The organism is Steroidobacter agaridevorans, assembly GCF_009932555.1.
GTDB lineage: Bacteria > Pseudomonadota > Gammaproteobacteria > Steroidobacterales > Steroidobacteraceae > Steroidobacter > Steroidobacter agaridevorans.
This window is the reverse complement of record NZ_BLJO01000001.1, coordinates 1025006-1043393: the sequence shown is the minus strand read 5'-3', so window position 1 is coordinate 1043393 and position 18388 is coordinate 1025006. Positions and strand designations below refer to the sequence as shown.

The 18388-nt window shown below is 62.5% G+C and carries 16 protein-coding genes; 13 read left to right on the top strand and 3 right to left on the bottom strand.

The features are described 5' to 3' along the window. Positions 1–83: 83 nt before the first annotated feature. Positions 84–2606, bottom strand: coding sequence for a TonB-dependent receptor (locus tag GYH35_RS04575; RefSeq protein WP_161827749.1), 2523 nt, complete (start codon positions 2604–2606; stop codon positions 84–86). A 173-nt stretch (positions 2607–2779) separates the two neighbouring features. On the opposite strand from GYH35_RS04575, the gene GYH35_RS04570 reads away from it, so the two are divergent. After that, a complete protein-coding gene (locus GYH35_RS04570; protein WP_161814509.1) occupies positions 2780–3943 on the top strand; it encodes a nitrilase-related carbon-nitrogen hydrolase in 1164 nt (387 codons plus the stop codon). A gap of 16 nt (positions 3944–3959) precedes the next feature. On the opposite strand, the gene GYH35_RS04565 is transcribed toward GYH35_RS04570, so the two are convergent. Further along, on the bottom strand, positions 3960–4865 hold the full coding sequence (locus GYH35_RS04565) for a LysR family transcriptional regulator (protein WP_161814508.1): 906 nt from the start codon (positions 4863–4865) through the stop codon (positions 3960–3962). 62 nt (positions 4866–4927) lie between these two features. Between GYH35_RS04565 and GYH35_RS04560 the strand changes: the two genes are divergently transcribed. From GYH35_RS04560 to GYH35_RS04530, 7 genes are all read left to right on the top strand, one after another. Continuing rightward, positions 4928–5413, top strand: a complete 486-nt coding sequence (locus GYH35_RS04560) for a VOC family protein (RefSeq protein ID WP_161814507.1) — start codon at positions 4928–4930, stop codon at positions 5411–5413. A 3-nt stretch (positions 5414–5416) separates the two neighbouring features. Beyond that, entirely contained in the window at positions 5417–6079 is a 663-nt protein-coding gene (locus GYH35_RS04555; protein ID WP_161827748.1) for a hypothetical protein, read from the top strand. Further along, on the top strand, positions 6079–7659 hold the full coding sequence (locus GYH35_RS04550; RefSeq protein WP_235936727.1) for an FAD-binding oxidoreductase: 1581 nt from the start codon (positions 6079–6081) through the stop codon (positions 7657–7659). Before GYH35_RS04555 ends, GYH35_RS04550 begins: the two co-directional genes overlap by 1 nt. A 129-nt stretch (positions 7660–7788) precedes the next feature. Continuing rightward, positions 7789–8217, top strand: a complete 429-nt coding sequence (locus GYH35_RS04545) for a MarR family winged helix-turn-helix transcriptional regulator (protein WP_235936726.1) — start codon at positions 7789–7791, stop codon at positions 8215–8217. Continuing rightward, the gene (locus GYH35_RS04540) at positions 8214–9335 is read left to right on the top strand and encodes an HlyD family secretion protein (protein ID WP_202624078.1); all 1122 of its coding nucleotides are present in this window, start codon (positions 8214–8216) and stop codon (positions 9333–9335) included. Before GYH35_RS04545 ends, GYH35_RS04540 begins: the two co-directional genes overlap by 4 nt. Further along, positions 9332–10861, top strand: coding sequence for a DHA2 family efflux MFS transporter permease subunit (locus tag GYH35_RS04535; protein WP_161814503.1), 1530 nt, complete (start codon positions 9332–9334; stop codon positions 10859–10861). The genes GYH35_RS04540 and GYH35_RS04535 overlap by 4 nt, the downstream gene beginning before the upstream one ends. A 23-nt stretch (positions 10862–10884) precedes the next feature. Then, positions 10885–12300 (top strand): efflux transporter outer membrane subunit, encoded by a 1416-nt coding sequence (locus GYH35_RS04530; RefSeq protein WP_161827746.1) that lies wholly within the window; start codon positions 10885–10887, stop codon positions 12298–12300. Here the strand turns inward: GYH35_RS04530 and GYH35_RS04525 are convergent. Next, a complete protein-coding gene (locus GYH35_RS04525) occupies positions 12297–13943 on the bottom strand; it encodes a Na+/H+ antiporter (protein WP_161827745.1) in 1647 nt (548 codons plus the stop codon). The two genes, GYH35_RS04530 and GYH35_RS04525, sit on opposite strands and share 4 nt — an antisense overlap. A 140-nt stretch (positions 13944–14083) precedes the next feature. Between GYH35_RS04525 and GYH35_RS04520 the strand changes: the two genes are divergently transcribed. The 5 genes from GYH35_RS04520 to GYH35_RS04500 are packed head-to-tail and all read left to right on the top strand — an operon-like array spanning position 14084 to position 18338. Beyond that, a complete protein-coding gene (locus tag GYH35_RS04520) occupies positions 14084–14716 on the top strand; it encodes a thermostable hemolysin (protein WP_161827744.1) in 633 nt (210 codons plus the stop codon). 2 nt (positions 14717–14718) lie between these two features. Then, on the top strand, positions 14719–16218 hold the full coding sequence (locus tag GYH35_RS04515) for an AMP-binding protein (RefSeq protein WP_161827743.1): 1500 nt from the start codon (positions 14719–14721) through the stop codon (positions 16216–16218). Beyond that, positions 16205–16885: a TenA family transcriptional regulator gene (locus tag GYH35_RS04510; protein ID WP_407700192.1), complete on the top strand. Its 681-nt coding sequence runs from the start codon at positions 16205–16207 to the stop codon at positions 16883–16885. The genes GYH35_RS04515 and GYH35_RS04510 overlap by 14 nt, the downstream gene beginning before the upstream one ends. Then, positions 16882–17700, top strand: coding sequence for an SDR family oxidoreductase (locus tag GYH35_RS04505; protein WP_161827741.1), 819 nt, complete (start codon positions 16882–16884; stop codon positions 17698–17700). The genes GYH35_RS04510 and GYH35_RS04505 overlap by 4 nt, the downstream gene beginning before the upstream one ends. After that, on the top strand, positions 17697–18338 hold the full coding sequence (locus GYH35_RS04500; RefSeq protein ID WP_161827740.1) for a tetratricopeptide repeat protein: 642 nt from the start codon (positions 17697–17699) through the stop codon (positions 18336–18338). Before GYH35_RS04505 ends, GYH35_RS04500 begins: the two co-directional genes overlap by 4 nt. Positions 18339–18388 lie beyond the last annotated feature (50 nt).

The following is an 18388-nucleotide window of genomic DNA, read 5'->3' as shown; positions in this document are numbered from 1 at the left end:
ACTCTCGTCTAAAAAATAAGGAACCGCGCGATGCTAAGAACCGTGCATCGCGCGCACAAACAACTACTTTTCCGCAGTCACAGTCAGAACTTGTAACTCAGCGTCACGCCGTACATCCGCTTGAGCGGCAAGGTCACGCCAAAGTCACGAGCGTTGGTCGCAGTCAGTGTGCCGGGCAGCGGAGGTTGTACCGGCACGGTCAGGAAGATCGCCGGATCGACGGTGCGGATCGTATCCACCGAGGTGTCGTCGTCGGTGAGGTTTTCCACCCACGCAGTGACGTTCCACGCGCCGACATCCAAACCCAATCGCATGTTCACGAGGTTGGAATCGCCGCTTTCCATGAGATTGTCGACCTGCACGAAGCGACTCGACTCGTAGCTGTAATCCGCGCGCCACGAGAGCGTGCCCCAGGCGCCAAGCGGATAGCTGGCTGATAACGAAGCCGAAGCGAGATGCTTCGGCACGCGCGGCAGAGCCTTGCCTGAGAGGTCGCCGGCGGCGAGATAGTCCGCATAGCACTGCGAGCCGGCGACGCATCCCGTGTACGGACCCGCGAAGATCAGGTCCGACTGATCCGAGCTGACATAGCGTTTGATCTCCGCATCCTGGTAGGCGTACGTGAGACGCAGGTCCCAGTGCTGTCCGAGCGCAGCGAGCATCTCCATCTCGACGCCGCGGATCTCCGACTTGCCGAGGTTGGCGGTGTAAGAAGTGAGGAACTGAGGCGGCACGGTGCTGCCCACCGCACGACCTTCTTCCGCGACCGGCGCGGTCTGCGTCAGTTGCTGGTTGGTCCAGTCGATGAAGTAGAGCGCCGTGTTGAACTGAACGCGTCGATCCAGCAACAAGCTCTTCAGGCCGAGCTCATAGCTGTCGGCTTCCTCTTCTTCGAACGATTGCAGGCCCAGCGTACGCAGATTGTCACGATCCGTCGGTTGGATGCGTGCGTTCTGCGAGTCCGCGTTGAAGCCGCCCGGCTTGTTGCCCTTGGCGTACTGCGCGTAGTACGTCATCGAATCGGAGCTCACCCAGGTCGCGGTGAAGCGGGGCAGGAAGTTCGTGAACGAAACATCGCTCAGGTAGGGATTGGTGCACGTGAGCGTCTGCCGGTTTGGATTTGCCGCGTTCGGCGTGTTGGTTGCGACGCAGTTCGCCGAGTAGCTGCCCGGAATGAATCCCGTGTTGGCAGACTTGGTGAACACCGAGCTGCCGCCAGTGTGGATCGTGTCTTTGGCGTATCGTCCTTCGGCGGTCAATGTGAGCCGATCGAGCACGTCGAACTCGACCATCGCGAACACCGCTTCGTTCTTGGTGCTCGAATCCACGGCCTGGGTCGCGAACACCGCGGGCAGGTCGGGCAGACCGGCGACCGGATTGGCGACGAGATTGGCGGCGAGCGCCGTCGTGTCCGGATTGCTCTCGTAAGTGTAGAGGCCGCCTTGCCAGCGCAGCCGTCCGTTGCGAGGAGAAGCCACACGTAGCTCCTGGCTCCAGACGTCCTGGCCGGTCTCGCTCAATGTCTCGAACGCACCGCCAAAGCCGCGCGCCGCGCTGTAATCCTGGTCGGAAGCGAGGCTGTCAGTGATGCGATCCCAACTCGTCGTCGACGTGAAGGTGTAGTCGCTCACGTAAGCATTCATCACCAGGCTGGAGCGGAACAGCTTCGTTTGCTGACCTTGCTCGATGCCGGCGGCGTCGAACTCGCGGGTGTTGATCCATACGTGGTCAGGTGTCGGCGCATCTCCGCAGAAATAGCCGCGACGGCGTGTGCCCGCGGTCGGCCGATAACAGTTGCGTACTTCGTCTGCAGAGAAGCCGGTGCCCGGGCCGCCGAGGCGGACGATGGCCGGTTGTTCGTCGTCGTTCAGTGCGTAGTTCGCGCGCAGCGTCGCGTCGAACCATTCGACTGGCGTCCAGCTGAGCGTCGTGCCGAAGGACTTCGTGCGTTCGCCGCCGATGTCTTTCTCGCCGGAGGCGAGGTTCAGGTATTGACCGTCACGGTTGTAGTAGTTGCCATTGACCTGGAAGCGCAGCGCGCCTTCGACGATCGGTCCGCTGGCCCAGAAAGAAACGTTCTGCCGATTGTAATTCCCGGTCGTGGCCTCGATGCGACCTTCGAATTCATCGGTCGGTTTGCGGGTCACGTAGTTGATGGCGCCGGCGAAAGTGCTGCGGCCGAACAGCGCCGATTGCGGGCCGCGAATGATCTCGACGCGCTCCAGGTTGTCGATGTTGTAGCCGCTGATCGGACCGTTGACGTAGATGCCGTCGATGAAGAACGACGCGTTGGCGGAGCCGCTGATGTTGGCCATGCCGCGAATCACAGGACGCTCGAAGCCGCGTCCGAAGCCGTTGCGGAACGAGAAGCCCGGCGTCAGCGCCGCGATTTCCTCGACCGAAGAAATGCCGGCGGCCTGCAGATCGTTGGCGCCGAGCGCGGTGATGGACAGTGGCACCTTCTGCAAGCTCTCTTCGGCACGGCGCGCGGTCACGACGATCTCGGTGATGGTCACCGCTTCGGTCTGATCCTGGTCCTGCGCCAGCACTGGCGTCGCGGCCAGCGGCAACAGGCACGATAGGTACAGCGGATTTCTGGTTTTCATGAACGGCGGGGGCTCCCTGTTTTTTGTCCGGACAATTTTCGAGCGGGTCGAGCCTAGCGACGAGCTGGAAAAGCTGTCCAACAACTCCAAAGGCGGCCCCACAACGCGGAGTTGTTTCAATGGCGCGCAGGTTCGGTGCTAGTGTCCGGCGATCCGATCAGGGGAGAACGACAATGGTTTCGCGTCGCGACGTGCTGGCCGGCGCCGGCATCGCCAGTGTGAGTGCACTGACCGCTTCCTCCGCGTTCGCGGCTCAGTCGACGAAGACAGCGAGCGGCGAGCCTTCGGTGATGAAGCGAGGCGAATACGCGAAAGCGCCGCTGCGGCAGGACGCGATCAATGTCTCAGCCATCCAGTCGCGCCTGATGTCGGTCGACGTGAAGAATCGGGATGCGACGATGAAGCGCAGCCTCGATCATGTGACCAAGCTGATCGACTATGCCCAGGGCTCGGGCGAGGAGTGGGGCGGCCAGCGCCTGTGGGGTGCGAAGCAGGACCTGATCTGCCTGCACGAATTTCCGATCCAGGGGTTTCAGCCCTGGAATCGCGCCGAGCTCAACAAGATTGCATTCGATCTGCCAGGGCCCGAATCTGAAGTCATCGGCGAGCGCGCCAGGCGTTATGGTTGCTACATCGCGTTCGGCTGTTACGCGCGCGACAAGGATTGGCCGAATCATGTGATCAACATGTCGGTCATCGTCGGTCCGGACGGCAATATCGTCAGCAAGCAATGGAAGGCGCGCAATATTCTCGGCTCGTTCGGCGGCATCGGCCTCATCGGGACCACCGTTTACGATGTGCTGGATCGTTACGTGGAGATGTACGGCTGGGACGCGACGTTGCCGATCGCGCGCACCGACATCGGCAACATCGCGATGACGGCAGTGGGCATGGAGCCAATGCTGTACCAGGCGCTTGCGTTGAAGGGCGCCGAGATCATGATTCTCACTGTCACCGGCGCATCGAATGCCGAAACGGCAGTTCAGTCCGCGCGCATGACGCGCACCTACACCATCGGTGTGAGCAACTCGGTGTCGCCGGATAATCCAGGCTTCACCGAATCGGTGGGCGCGCGAGACGAAGGCACAGTCATCGTCGATCCGCGCGGCGTGCCGCTTGCGAAGACCACGAGCCATCACGAAGACATCGCCACGGCGCGTGTGCCCATTGCTGATTTCCGCAACACACGCGCTCCCGCGGAATTTCCAATGGCGCTGCTGTTACCCGTGTTCCAGCAGTACCAGCCCTCGTTTCAGCCCAACGCGTTTCTCGAGCGGTTGCCCAACAATTATCAGGAAGCGGGGGGCCTCGCGAAGCAGCGTATGGGCCGCAAGTAGCACGCGTGCTGGCGTGTCATTCGACGTTGCTGCGCGCGGCAATGTAAAGCGCGTCGATGACCGCCAGCATCGCGGGCACCAGCAGATCGCTGCGTCGATAGAGGAGAACGATGGGCCGGCGCCATGCCGCCTGGGCAACCGCCAACGCGCGCAGTTCTCCCGAGCGCAACTCGTCTGCGATCAGGCTGCGTGTCAGCACGCTCAGGTGTTCGCCATCGCGCAAGGCTGCGCGACAGAATTCCAACGAGTTCGTTTCAATGGCGGGCTTCGGTCGGGCGAGGCCCGCTTCGTCGAATAGCGCCGCCCATGCCAGCTCGACATCGCCAAGCTTGCGTCCGACGATCCAGCGCACGTCAGTCAGATCGGCGACCGAGATCTCGCGTCGTTTCGCCAACGGATGCGAGGAGCCGCAGACGATGACGTATTCGTCCTCGCCCAAGGTTTCACGCACCAGATTGCCCGCATCCAAGCTGTCGGTCTCCACACAGACCGCCAGGTCGATCCGACCCTGCTGCAGACCGGCCACCAGCTCAGCGTGAACGCCGCTGACGACATCGAGACGAATGCGAGGGCGCGTTCGCTGCAGATCGAGCACCGCCTGCGCCACGAGGCCACCGGCCGCGGAGGGGCCCGTGCCCAAGCGCAACGCGCCGGCTTCGGCTTCCAGCAATTGGCTCAGCTTGGTGCGAAACGAGCGGGCTTCGCTCTCGATCGCCCGCCCATGTTCCAGCAACAGCTTGCCGAAGGCCGTCGGCGAGGCGATCTGGGAATTGCGATCCAGCAGCCGCACGCCCAGCTCTTCCTCGAGCGCGTGCATGGCCTTGCTCAGCGCCTGCTGCGTGCGGCCGAGCTCGCTGGCCGCGCGAGAAAAGCCGCCGTGCTCGATGATGGCAATGAAATAGCGCAGCTGTCGCAGTTCCATCGAAGTTGTCCGGACAAATTATTGGCATTATAGTCGGTCCGTCGAAGGTGTGGGGTGATGGCATGAGCGTAGGCTTTGCGCGCGTCAGTATTTTCTGTCGCCACTTGGAGAGGTCGCTCGCTTTCTACCGGGATTTGCTCGGGATGGTGGCGGTCGAGGACAAGGTGATCGAAGGGCCGGCCGCGGGCGCCTTGCTGCAGTTGCCGGCGTGCCGGATGCGCATCGTGCTGCTGGCGCCCACTGCATCGGCGGAAGTCGTGGTCGGTCTGTTCGAGATCAGCGGTGTTCCGCTTGCAGACGTGGCGGCTCCCTCGCAGGGCATCGCACGTGGTCAAACGGCGCTCGTGCTGACCACGACCGAGTTCGACACGGTGCATGCCAGGCTGGCAGCGGCGGGGGCGAAGTTCCTCACGCCGCCCGTGCGTTATCCCAAACGCCAGGCCAGCGAACGCTCACCCGCAGGCTTGTATCGCGAAATGATCGTCTACGATCCGGATGGGCAATTGATCAGCCTGATGCAGATCGATCCGCTGCCGGCAGGAGCCTGAGCGATGTTGCTGCACGTCCTGATGGTCGCGCACATTGCGGTGCTCGGCTACTGGCTCGGCTCCGAGCTCGTTATCAACAGCACTTTTCGCTATGTTTCCTATAGCGCACAGAGTCCCTTCGCCGAGCGCGATCGGTTGATGGATCACGTGATGACCGTCGATCAACACGTGCGCTATGCGTTGGTGCTGCAGTTCGGCCTTGGCTTTTCGCTGGCCGCGCTCTACGGCTACGTTCCTGGCGGCGCGGCCACGGCCAGGGTGATTGGGATCTTCGCGGTTGCGTGGCTGATCTACGTTGAAGTCACTCATCGCTTGCGCCACAGCCCGACCGGCAAGAGTCTGGCGACATTCGATCGTGGCTCACGTTACGTGCTCATGGCGGTGCTCGTAGCGATCGGTTTGCATCTGATCGGCGGCGGTTGGAGCATGCCTTTCTGGTTGCGCCTCAAACTCGGGCTGTTCGCATGCGTGATGGCCTGCGGCGTCGGCATTCGGCTCGCGTTGATCTCTCACTTCCGCACGTGGGCGGTGATGGCCCGAGAAGGTCCGAACGACCATACGAACGCGGTGATCCGCAAGACCTACGTGCAAGCGACGTCTGTGCTCGTGCTGCTATGGGTGTTCATCGCAGCGCTGGTGGTTGTCAGCGTGTGGAAGCCGATGTGATGTCGCACGATCCGCTGATCCGAGCGCTGCAAGAGGCGGCTGGAGCGGACGCAGTTAGAACGGATGAGCCGGCGCGGCAGCTCGCGGCGTCGGATCTTTACTCGAGCGGCCCGCTGCCCGTCGCTGTTGTGAAGCCGCCTTCAGCGGATGCTGTTGCGCGCGCAGTCGGTGCCACAACATCGCATGGCTACGCTGTCATTCCTCGAGGCGGTGGACTCAGTTACACGGGCGGATATACCTGCGGCGTCGAAGACTCCGTGCTCTTCGACTTGTCGGCGCTGAACCGGATTCGGGAAATATCGGCGCAGGATATGTTTGTCGTCGCCGAAGCGGGAGTTACCTGGAAGCAGCTCTACGAAGCGCTCAAACCGCAAGGCTTGCGTCTGCCGTTCTTCGGTACGTTCTCGGGAGCCGGTGCGACGGTCGGCGGCGGATTGAGTCACGGCGCATTGTTCTTTGGCAGCGCGCGTTATGGCTCGGCCGCGGACATCGTGCTCGGCCTGGAAGTCGCTGTTTCAGATGGCGGACTGATGCACACCGGACAATGGGCACTACGCAACGCCGCCAAGCCCGTGTTCCGCAACTTCGGTCCGGATCTCACCGGACTGTTTCTTCACGACGGCGGTTCACTGGGCATCAAGACGCAGGCTTCGTTGCGTCTGATCCGGGCTCCCGCTGCGACAGGTTATGCGTCCTTCGCCTTTGAAGCGTTCGAGGACGCCGCGCTTGCTCTGTCCGAAATTGCGCGCGCAGGAATCGCGGAAGATGCGTTCGTGCTCGACTCGGATGCGATCGCCAAGTCCCAGCAGAATCAGCAGGGCGTCGGTGCAGCGATTTCAGCGCTAAGGTCAGTGGTGCAGTCGGCAGGTGGTGGCGTCGCGGCTCTGCGTGCGCTGATCGACCTGGCACGGGGAGGGTGCGCGGTCGCCCCTCCAGGGACATATACATTGCATTGTGTGATGGCGGGGTCGAGCACAGCGGCCGTTGCTGCGGATCAAGCGCTTGCTCGCAAGCTCGCTGCCAGCCAGCGCGGAATTTCCATTGCTGCCACCGTGCCTAGAATCGCGCGAGCAGAGCCATTTGCGAATCTGAATGCTGTACTCGGTCAGGGCGGCGCGCGCTGGGCTGCGCTCAACGCGAAGGTGGCTCATTCAGAGGCTGCGGCGTTGATCGAAGCGCATCGCCAATTGATGGCGCGGCGCTCGTCCGAGATGGCGCAGAAGGGAGTCAGCGTCACTTATCTATTGTCCGCGCTGGGTAACCACAGCTTCAGCTTCGAGTCTGTGTTCCATTGGAAGGATGAGTGGTTGCCCATGCACGTGACCAAGGTGGATGCGGAGGTGTTGAAAGGCTACTCGCCGCCGCAGGCAAACCCACCCGCGCGAGCGCTGGTCGCAGCGCTGCGCGAGGACACGATCGATCTGTTCCGGCAGGTCGGCGCGGCGTCGAACCAGATCGGTCGGGCATATCCCTATCTCGACGCGCTGAATCCAGGGCCCGCGGCGCTGATTCGAGGATTGAAAGGGCTGCTGGATCCCAAGGGCCGCATGAATCCTGGCGTGCTGGGCCTGAAGTCCTGAGAAATACCTCACGATTATTATAATAACACTTGATACTATCTCAGTGATGACTATATAGTCTGTTGACTATCCAGTCGCCTGGGATCGGGCGGCTCACCCCCTCCCCATTGCGGAGTCGCCGTGGATCGCATGCGAAACTTCGGGTTCATCCTGAAGAACATCGAGCGCCTGTACACCAAGCGCTTCGAAGCGCTGGCCCAGGAGCTGTCGCTGACGCTGCCTCAATGCAAGGCGCTGTTTCAGCTGTCGCGCAACGAGGGCATCAGCCAGAAGCGGCTGGCCGAGCTGGCCGAGATCGAGCCGATGACGCTGGTGCGCATCCTCGATCGCATGGAAAGCGATGGCTGGGTGGAGCGGCGCCCCGACCCCAACGATCGCCGTGCCCGCACGCTGTATGTGACTGCCGGCGCGAAACCGGTTCTGGAACAGATCGACAGGTTGTCCGCGCAGATGCGCGCCGAAGCGCTGGCCGGTCTGAGTGGCGAGCAGCGCAATCAACTGATGGGCCTGCTCGAGCACGTGTACCAGAACCTGCTGGCCACCAAAGTGATTTCATGAGTTCCCCGCAACCGATGAGCGACGATTCCGTGTCCGACTCCGCTTCGAATGAACCGGCCCCCAGCAAGCTGCGCCGTCCATTGATGATTGGCGGCCCGCTGCTGGTGGTGGCCGCTGCCGCTTATTTCTATGTGACGGGTGGGCGCTACGAGTCCACCGACGATGCTTACGTGCGCGCCGCGCAGGTTTCCATCAGCGCCAACGTCGCCGGTCGCGTCAGCGAGCTGGCCATCCGCGACAACCAGCAGGTGAGCAAGGGCGATCTGCTGTTCCGTCTCGACGATCGGCCGTTTCTGATCGCCGTGGACGAGGCGCAGGCGCGACTGGCGTCGGCGAAGTTGGAAGTCGAATCTCTCAAGGCTACCTATCGGCAACGTCTGGCCGATCGCTCGTCCGCGCAGTCGACGCTCGACTATCAGATGAAAGAGCTGGCGCGGCAGCAGGGCTTGCTCGAGCCGGGCATCTCTTCGCAGGCACAGGTTGAGAAGGCGCAGGTCGCGCGCGATGCAGCCCGCCAGGAACTCGAGGCTGCTCGTGAGCAGATCACCGCGGTGCTTGCGCGGCTCGGCGGCGATCCAGACATCGCGATCGACAATCATCCAACGGTGCAGCAGGCGCAGGCTGCGCTGGATCGCGCCAAGTTGAATCTTTCTTATACGACGGTCACCGCTCCGGCGGCCGGCATCGTCACCAAGGTCGAGCAGTTGCAGGTGGGCGATTATCTCAACGCCGCGACTCCCGCGTTCGCGCTCGTATCCTCACAGAACGTCTGGATCGAAGCGAACTTCAAGGAAGTGCAGCTGACGCACATGGCGCCGGGGCAGCAGGCCGAAGTGCTCATCGATGCCTATCCGGGTCACAAGCTGGCAGCCACGGTGGTTAGCGTGAGCCCGGGCACTGGCGCGGAGTTCTCGCTGTTGCCCGCCGAAAACGCCTCGGGCAACTGGGTGAAGGTCGTGCAGCGTTTGCCGGTGCGACTGGAGTTGAAGACGGCCGCGGACGTTCCGCTGCGTGCTGGCTTGAGCGCCAATGTCGAAGTGGATACTCGTCGCCAGCGCACGTTGTTCGGCTTGCGCTCCGACACTGCAGCTGAAACGGTGGCGGCGATCTCTCAATGAGCGATTCGCTGCCCACAGCAAGCGCCGACGAGCTGCGTCATCGCGGCTCGATCGTCCTGGCAGTGATGCTCGGCTCGGTCATGCAGGCGCTGGACACTACCATCGCCAACGTCGCCTTGCCGAAGATTCAAGGCACGCTGTCGGCGACCCAGGAGCAGATGGGTTGGGTGCTCACGTCGTACATCGTGGGCGCCGCCATCATGACGCCGCTGTCGGGCTGGCTGACCGGGCCGGTGGGGCGCAAGAAAATCTTCGTGTCGTCGATCGCGTTGTTCACCATAGCTTCGGCGATGTGCGGCCTGGCGCACGGCCTGACGGAGCTGGTGATCTATCGCCTCATCCAAGGCGTTGCCGGCGCATCGCTGGTGCCCTTGTCGCTGGCCATCCTGCTCGATTTGTATCCGAGGGAGCAGCATGGCAAGGCAACGGCCATGTGGGCCATGGGCGTGACGCTCGGCCCGATTCTCGGCCCGGCGCTCGGCGGCTGGCTGACGGATACGCAAAGCTGGCGCTGGGTGTTTCTGATCAACATTCCGTTCGGCGTGATTGCGATGCTGCTGGCGTCGCGATTCCTGCACGAGACGCCGCTCAAGAAGACGCCGTTCGATTTCTTTGGCTTCGCGATGTTGAGTCTCGCTATCGGCAGCCTGCAGTTGATGCTCGATCGCGGGCAGCTGCTCGACTGGTTCAGCTCCACCGAGATCGTCATCGAAGCCGTGATCGCCGCGGTAGCGTTCTATCTCTTTGTCGTGCACATCCTGACGACGCGCCAACCGTTCATGAGTCCCTCGTTGTTCAGAGATCGCAATTTCGCGCTGGGCTCGGTCTTCATCTTCATCGTCGGTATCGTGCTGCTGGCGACTCTGGCGCTGCTGCCGCCGCTGCTGGAGGGACTGTTCGGCTATCCGGTCGTGACTATCGGCCTGGTCACCGCGCCGCGCGGCATGGGAACGTTCGCGGCTATGCTCATCGTGGGTCGGGTGATCGGCAAGATCGATGCGCGCGTCCTGGTGACGTTCGGTCTGCTGACCACGGCGCTGTCGCTGTGGCTGATGACCGGCTTCTCGCCGCAAATGGATGACCGGCTGGTGATCTGGAGCGGTGTGATTCAAGGCTTCGGCTTGGGATTCACCTGGGTGCCGCTGACGACGATTGCGTTCGGCACGCTCGCGCCGAGTCAGCGCAACGAGGCGACCGCCATTTTCAATCTGCTCCGAAACATCGGCAGCAGTATCGGCGTAGCAATGGTCACCGCGCTGCTGACTCGCAATGTGCAGTTCATGCATGCGCGCCTGGTCGAGCACATCACGCCCTACGATCTGGCGACGCGCACGCATCCGGTGTTCGATGCGTCCACGTTGCATGGACTGCATGGCATCGATGGCGTGGTGACGCATCAGGCCACGCTCATCGCCTATATCAATGATTTCAAGCTGCTGTTGATCATGACGCTGGCCGTGACGCCGCTGGTCTTTTTCCTGCGTCGCGCTCGCGGTGCGTCGGCGCCAGTGGTGCACGCCGATTAGAGTTGAACGAGATGATGAGTCGAATGTTTCGCAGTTTAGTGACGGCCGGCGTGATGGTCGCCTTGTCCGCATGCGCGGTCGGGCCGGATTTCAAACGTCCGGACGAGCCGAGCGTGACTCGTTACACGGCGGCTGCCGATCAAACGCAGCGACTGGTCTACGGACAGACACCGCCCAACGACTGGTGGACGCTGTTCCAGAACGAGGAGCTGAACCGGCTCATGCAGCAGGCGAAGGAGGGCAACTTTACGTTGGCCGCCGCACGTTCGTCTTTGGCGCAGGCAGAGGAATTGCTTGCAGCCCGCAGCGGGACTCGATTGCCTCAAGTGAATCTGGGCGGTGGCGCGGGCCGGCAGCAGTTGGGCGCGCAAGCACTCGGTGACTTCCAGCTGCCGACGTTTACTTACTACGCGATCGGCGCCGACGTTCGCTACACGCTCGACTACAACGGCGGCGTCGCTCGCTCGATCGAGCAGCAGCGCGCGCTGGCGGAGTACTACCAGCACGAGCTTGACGCCGCATGGTTGTCGCTCACTGGCAATGTGGCCGTTCAATATTTCACGATCGTCTTCACGCAAGCGCAGATCCAGGCGCTCGAAGAGCTGCTGGCCGAGGATCGGACCAACGTCGATCTCGTGGCTCGCGCGCAGCAGGCCGGCATCGTGACGAAGGTGGACGAGCTGAGCGCGCGATCGCAGCTGGCTCAGGATACGACGCTGCTTCCTCCGCTGCGGCAGCAATTGGATACGGCTCGACATGCGCTGGCGGTGTTGTTGGGCAAAGCGCCTGGCGAATGGGCGGATGCGCAATCGCACTTCACCGCGGCGAGCGATCTGCGCTTGCCGGAACAGTTGCCGGTCAGCTTGCCTTCCGAGCTGGTGCGACGTCGGCCGGATATTCTGTCGGCCGAGTCGCAGTTGCATGCGGCCACCGCGGCTGTCGGTGTCGCCACGGCAAACTTGTATCCGCAGATCACGCTGTCAGGCAATGTGAGCCAGCAATCCACCCGCACCGGCCATCTGTTCGATGCGTCGAGCCTCGCCTGGGGGGTGATCAGCGGTATCACAGCACCGTTGTTCGACGGCGGAACGTTGCGGGCCGAGCGCCGGGCGGCGTTGCAGGCCGTGCAGGTGAACGCCGCGAATTATCAGCAGACGGTGCTGCATTCGTTCGAACAAGTGGCGAACCTGCTGCAAGCGGCCCGACACGACGAAGAGCTGTTGCTGGCTCAGACCGAGGCGATGGAAACGGCGCGCTCCAGCGTCGATCTCGCTCGCAAGAGTTACAGCGCGGGCAACGTCGGCGTGCTGACTGTGCTCGACGCCGAACGGCAAAGTCTGCAGGCGCGGCTCGGATTGCTGGATGCGCAATCCAAGCGCTTTGTGAATACCGCTGAGTTACTGCTCGCCGTCGGCGGTTCTGGACTAAGCGGCAGTTAATTCGTCGTCAGTCGCGCTTCGAGCAGATCGATCTCACGAACCAATTTGCGGACCAACTCGTCGGAGAGCTGCCGTGCCCGAACGAGGCGGAACAGCTCGTCTCGCTCCGCTCGCAGGCCCGCGAGACGCAGCTGACGTTCGATCTCGCCGATCAGTCGCATCTTCTCCGCTTCTTCGACACTGCGCGGCTGGCTATTGATGCGTGCGCGGTACACATCCATGATCTTCGCGCCGGTGTCTGCATACAAATCGGCGTCCGCCCGGTTCTGACTCAGTTCGTGTTGAGCCTGCTCGATCGCTTTGATGGCCGCTTCGGCTGCGGCGACTCGCGCGCTGTCTTCTTGTTCGTCATGCGCGGGCTCCGCGGGAAGCTGCAGGCCGCCGAGCAGGAATGGCAAGCCGATGGTCGCTGCCACGAGTGACGTGAGAATCACGCCGGCCGCGAGGAAGATGGCCAGGTCGCGGGCGGGAAACGGCGAGCCGTCGGGAAGAAACAAGGGCAGCGTCAACACACCGGCCAACGTGATCGCACCACGTACACCGGCGAGTGAAGTGGCGGCGACCAGGCGAAAGCTCGGTCGGCTGATCGGGGCGCCGATGCCTGCCCTCGATGCGCGAAACAGCGTCAAGCGCAACGAGATCCACACCCAAAGAAACCGAAGCGTGGCGAGTGCGGCATTGATCGCGACCACGTACACGATGAGCCACAGCGGGTCGTGATGGCCTGCGTCCTGCACGACCCGTGCGGCGCTCTCGATGAGATAGGGCATCTGCTCGCCGAGCAGGACGAAAACGACGCCATTGACCGAGAATTGAATGGTGTCCCACACACCCGTGCGACGCATGCGCGTCGTGGCGCGTGCCCGGCCGGTCAATTCCGCGTAACTCATCGTGATGCCGGCGGAAACGGCGGCCAGAATGCCCGAGCAGTGCAGATGTTCGGCGAGCAGGTAAGCGCCGAAAGGAATGAGCAGGCTGATCAGGATCTGCGAACCGCTGTCCTCGCCGAGCCGACGAGTGATCCAGTCTTTGATGCCGGTGATGGCCCAGGTGACGAGCACGCCGATGGCGATGCCGCCCAGCGCCAGCCATAAGAACGTGCCGATCGCGGTCAGCGGCGAGAACATGCCGGTCATGATGGCCGCGACCGCAAAGCGCATGCACACCAGGCCCGACGCATCGTTGAGCAGCGACTCGCCCTCCAGAATGTGCAGCAGTCGCTTGGGAATCGGTGCGCGCGAAGACAAGGCCGAGACCGCAACGGGATCGGTCGGCGAAACGACGGCGGCCAGTGCGAACGCCACCGGCAGGGGCATCGCCGGAATCATCCAGTTGATCAGAAATCCGAGGCCGACGACGGTGAAGATCACCAGGCCCACGGCCAGTTCGAGAATCGTGTCCTTGTCGCGGAACAAGCCTTCCTTGGGAATGCGCCAGCCGTCGAGAAACAGCAGCGGCGGCAGGAACAACAGAAAGAACACGTCCGGGTCGAGCTTCACCGGGGCTTTGGCGACCAGCGCAATCAGCGCTCCGAGCGCGATCTGCACGATGGGCAGCGGCACCGACCAGGGCAGGCCGCGCTGCAGCCAGCCGCTCAGGACGACGGCCAGCAGCAGGAACAACGAGACGGTAATGCTTTCCACTGGGCCGCGGGCTCCATCGATGAGTCAGTCCGCTATTTTGCCTGGGCCCGCACTAAATAAAACCTTTGTCACCCGGCGATCCGATTGATTTGCGCCGCGCGCCGCGTCCTACCGGCAATCGTGCAAAAGGGGAGATCCCAATGTCGGAATCTCGGGTCACAGCGGGGCCGGCACGGCGGCCGATCAGTGGTCCACGCCGTTGCCAGAGGCATGAACTCGCGCTGCATCGGGCAGGCGATCCCTGCCGCGATGAGCTGGAGCGATTCGTCCATGACGTATTCGTGTCGAGGCATGGCGCTCACGTTTGCTCGTTCATGCCGACGTTGCTGGCCATGCGCAATGAAACTGGCGTCGTGTGCAGCGTCGCTGGCTTCCGTTCTGCCGCCGATCGGCCGTTGTTCCTCGAGCGTTACCTGGATGAGCCGATCGAGCAGGCCATCGCGTCGTCGCTTGGGCAACACGTCAGCCGGTCGCAGATCGTCGAAGTGGGCAATCTCGCCGGTCGCAACTGCCGCTCGGCGATACGCCTGGTGCTCGATCTGCCGCGCATTCTGCTGGATCGCGGCCATCGGTGGATGGTGTTCACTGCCACTGACACGTTGCGCGAGCTGCTCACGGGTTATCACGCTCCGTTGCTCGATTTGGGCGCGGCTCCTGCGGCGCGTGCGCACAACACGGGAGATGACTGGGGCCGCTATTACGACAGTCATCCCCGAGTGATGGCAGGCTTTCTCCAGGACGGGCTGGGTTTGTGCCGTCGTCACAGGAAATGATCATGGCGCCCACAGTGCTGGATATGTTGAGCGCCATCGATGGATCGTTGCCGGCCATCGACGATGGGGTGCTCCGCCTCAGCTACGCCGATGTGCAGCGATGTGTCGCGGGGGAACGGCGTTGGCTCCAATCGATGGGAGTGCGTCGCTGCGCATTGCTTGCCGAAAACAGTGCGCGTTGGGTGCTCAGCGACCTCGCACTGCTTGCGTGCGAGGCGGTGAATGTTCCATTGCCGCCCTCTTTCACCAGCGAGCAGATCGAGCACGTGCTGGCAGATGCCGGGATCGACTGGATGCTTACTGACGAGGGGAAGCGCATCACGCGTGAGCATCCGGCATTCAACTGCGTAGCCACTTCTCATCGCACCGGATTGTCGTTACTTCGGCGCGACGGCGGTTCACCCCAGAGCAGTTCTTGGGCCACCCATATCGCCAAAGTGACCTACACGTCCGGCAGCACCGGAGCGCCCAAAGGCGTGTGTCTGCGACAGGGCGCCATTCAAGCGGTGACCGATTCGCTGGTTGCGGCGACGGCCGGCTTGGGGGTGCAGACGCATCTGTGCATCCTGCCGCTCGCAACTCTGCTCGAGAATATCGCCGGCGTCTATGCGCCGCTGACGATGGGCGCCAAAGTGGTGGTACGGCCATCTCACACGATGGGCGTGAGCTACGGCGGCTTGAACGTGCCGCTGCTGTTGCGAGCCATCGATTCGACGCTGCCGGAAAGCATGATTCTCGTGCCGGAGTTGCTGCGTGCACTGGTTTACGCGGTTACCGCCGGGTGGCGCGCGCCGACCTCTCTCAAGTTCATCGCCGTCGGCGGCGGCACCGTGTCGACGCAGGTGTTGCAACAGGCGCGGCAGGCAGGACTGCCCGTATTCCAGGGCTACGGCTTGAGCGAATGTGCTTCGGTCGTGTGCCTCAACACGCCGAGGCACGACAAGGTCGACAGTGTGGGACGGCCTTTGCCGCACGCCAGAGTTCGTATCGATGCAAATGGCGAGATCTGCGTGAGCGGGGCGACCATGGCGGGTTACCTCGGTGTTCCGCTACAGCAAGACTCCGAAATGCGCACCGGCGATCTCGGCGAGATTGACGCCGACGGCTTTGTTTACGTGCGTGGCCGCGTCAAGAATATGTTCATCACCAGCATGGGCCGCAATGTCACACCCGAATGGGTGGAAAGCGAGCTGATTGCCGAGCCCGCCATCGCGCAGGCCATGGTCAGCGGCGAAGCCAAGCCCCATCCGGTCGCATTGGTGGTCGCCATGCCGAATGCGAACGAAGCTTCGATCGATGACGCCATCGCTCGCGCCAACTCACGCTTGCCCGACTATGCACGCGTTCGCCGTTGGACCTCGTTTCCCGAAGCGCCGACACTGGACAATCGATTGTTGACCGCCAACGGAAGGCTGCGTCGCGCGGAGATCGCGGCGAGATTTCACCAGCTCATCGATTCTCTATACGATCATGCAACCAGCCGTCTCCCTGAAGTTTCATGAAGTGCTCGCGGCGCGAACCGCAGCCGGGCGCGACTATCTCACGAGTGCTCCCATCATCCGTCGGGCACTCGCCGGCCACATTCAGTGCGACGAGTACATCGCCTTTTTGACGCAGGCGTTTCATCACGTACGACACACTGTGCCGCTGATGATGGCAGCAGGCTCGCGCCTGCCGGCGCGGTTGGGCTGGTTGCGCAAGGAAATCATTCATTACACGGAAGAGGAGGAGGGGCACGAACAGTGGATACTGAACGACATCGAAGCCGCGGGCGGCGATGCGTCGACTGTGGCCCGCAGCCTGCCCTCGATCGCTACCGACGCGATGGTCGCGTATGCGTATGACACGGCTGCGCGCCGCAATCCGGTGGGCTTCTTCGGCATGGTGTTCGTGCTCGAAGGCGCCAGCGTAGCGCTCGCATGCGCGGCGGCGGATCGTATCCAGGCGTCGTTGCAGTTGCCGAATCGGGCGATGACTTATCTGCGCAGTCACGGGCAGTTGGATCAGCAGCACGTACAAGATCTGTACGAAATCTTGAATCGCTTCGATGAAGAACAGGATAGGACGGCGGTCGAGCGGTGCGCGCAAGCGATGTTTCGTCTGTATGGCAACGTGTTTCGGGAACTGGAGGAGCGGACTGCGGTACCAACCGCGTGGAGGGCAGTATGAACTTGATAGGCAAACGCGTTCTAATAACGGGCGCGAGCGGCGGGATCGGGCGCGCTCTCGTGGCGGCGTTGTTGGGCGAAGGCGCGCATGTGCTATTGAGCGGTCGTGACCATGCCGCATTGGCTGCCGTCGTGGCTCATCATGCCGAGCGTGAGCATGCGGCGGTCTTTGCCGCCGACATCACGAATGCATTGGATCGGGCCAGGCTCTGTGACTTTGCATCGCGTTGGCGGGGTGGCGTCGACATTCTCATCAACAACGCGGCGGTCAACGACTTCACCTTATTGAAGATGCAGTCCGCGGAGTCGATGGATATGGCCGTTGCCACCAACCTGGTTGCGCCGATCGACATGTGCCGACGACTCAGCCCCTGTCTGGAGCGCAGCGAGGGCGCGCACATCATAAACGTCGGCTCGGTCTACGGCAGCATCGGCTTCGCCGGCAATAGCGTGTACTGCGCCACCAAGTTCGGCCTCCGCGGATTCTCCGAAGCACTCCGGCGTGAGCTGGCGGACACCGACATTCAAGTTCATTATTTCGCGCCTCGTGCGACCCGAACCGCGTTCAACAGCGATCTCGTCAACGATCTGAATATGACGCTGGGCAATGCTTCGGATGAGCCGGTGGAGGTGGCGAGATTCATCGTGCAGGCGTTGCAAGCTGGAAGGGCCGAGTCCGTCATCGGCTGGCCGGAGAAATTCTTCGTGCGTCTCAATGCGCTGCTGCCACGCCTGGTCGACATGGCGTTGGCGCAGAAGCTGTCGACCATTCGTCATTTCGTCAAGGGCTGCCCCAAGCCGGGAGAAAGTCTATGAGCGCTCGCACCCTGCGCGGCATCGTGCCGCTCGTCGGCCTACTTGCATGCGCCGCTCAGGCGCAGACGCCATTCGACACTGAGCTCGCGAGTATTCAGCAGCAGTGGGCCGTGGCGAACTACCAGACGGCAGCGAAGCGCGAAAAGGTGCGGGCCTTCGAAACGTTGGCCGCCGAGGCTCATCGGTTCTCCGCGGAGAATCCGCAGCGTGCCGAGCCGTTGATTTGGGAAGGCATCGTGCTGAGCACCTACGCTGGAGCGAAAGGCGGCCTCGGCGCATTGAGCCTGGCCAAGCAATCTCGCGCCGTGCTCGAGGCCGCGCTCAAGATCGATGACAAGGCATTGGAGGGTTCGGCGTACACGAGTCTTGGCGCCCTGTACTCGAAGGTGCCGCGATTTCCGCTGGGTTTCGGGGACGACGATAAGGCGCAGCAGTTTCTGTCGAAGGCGCTGACGATCAATCCCGATGGCATCGACCCAAACTTTTTCTATGCGCAATACCTTTGCGATCGCAATGAGTGTCACGACGCCCTGCGCTATCTGCAGCGTGCAGCTGAAGCGCCGCCTCGACCGGGGCGCGAGTTGGCCGACGAAGGGCGGCATCGTGAGGTCATGGAGCTCATGGCGAAGGCCCGGTAATGTGACAGTCTCGTGAACCCTCGGCAAAGTAGGACTTGCGTCCTACTGCG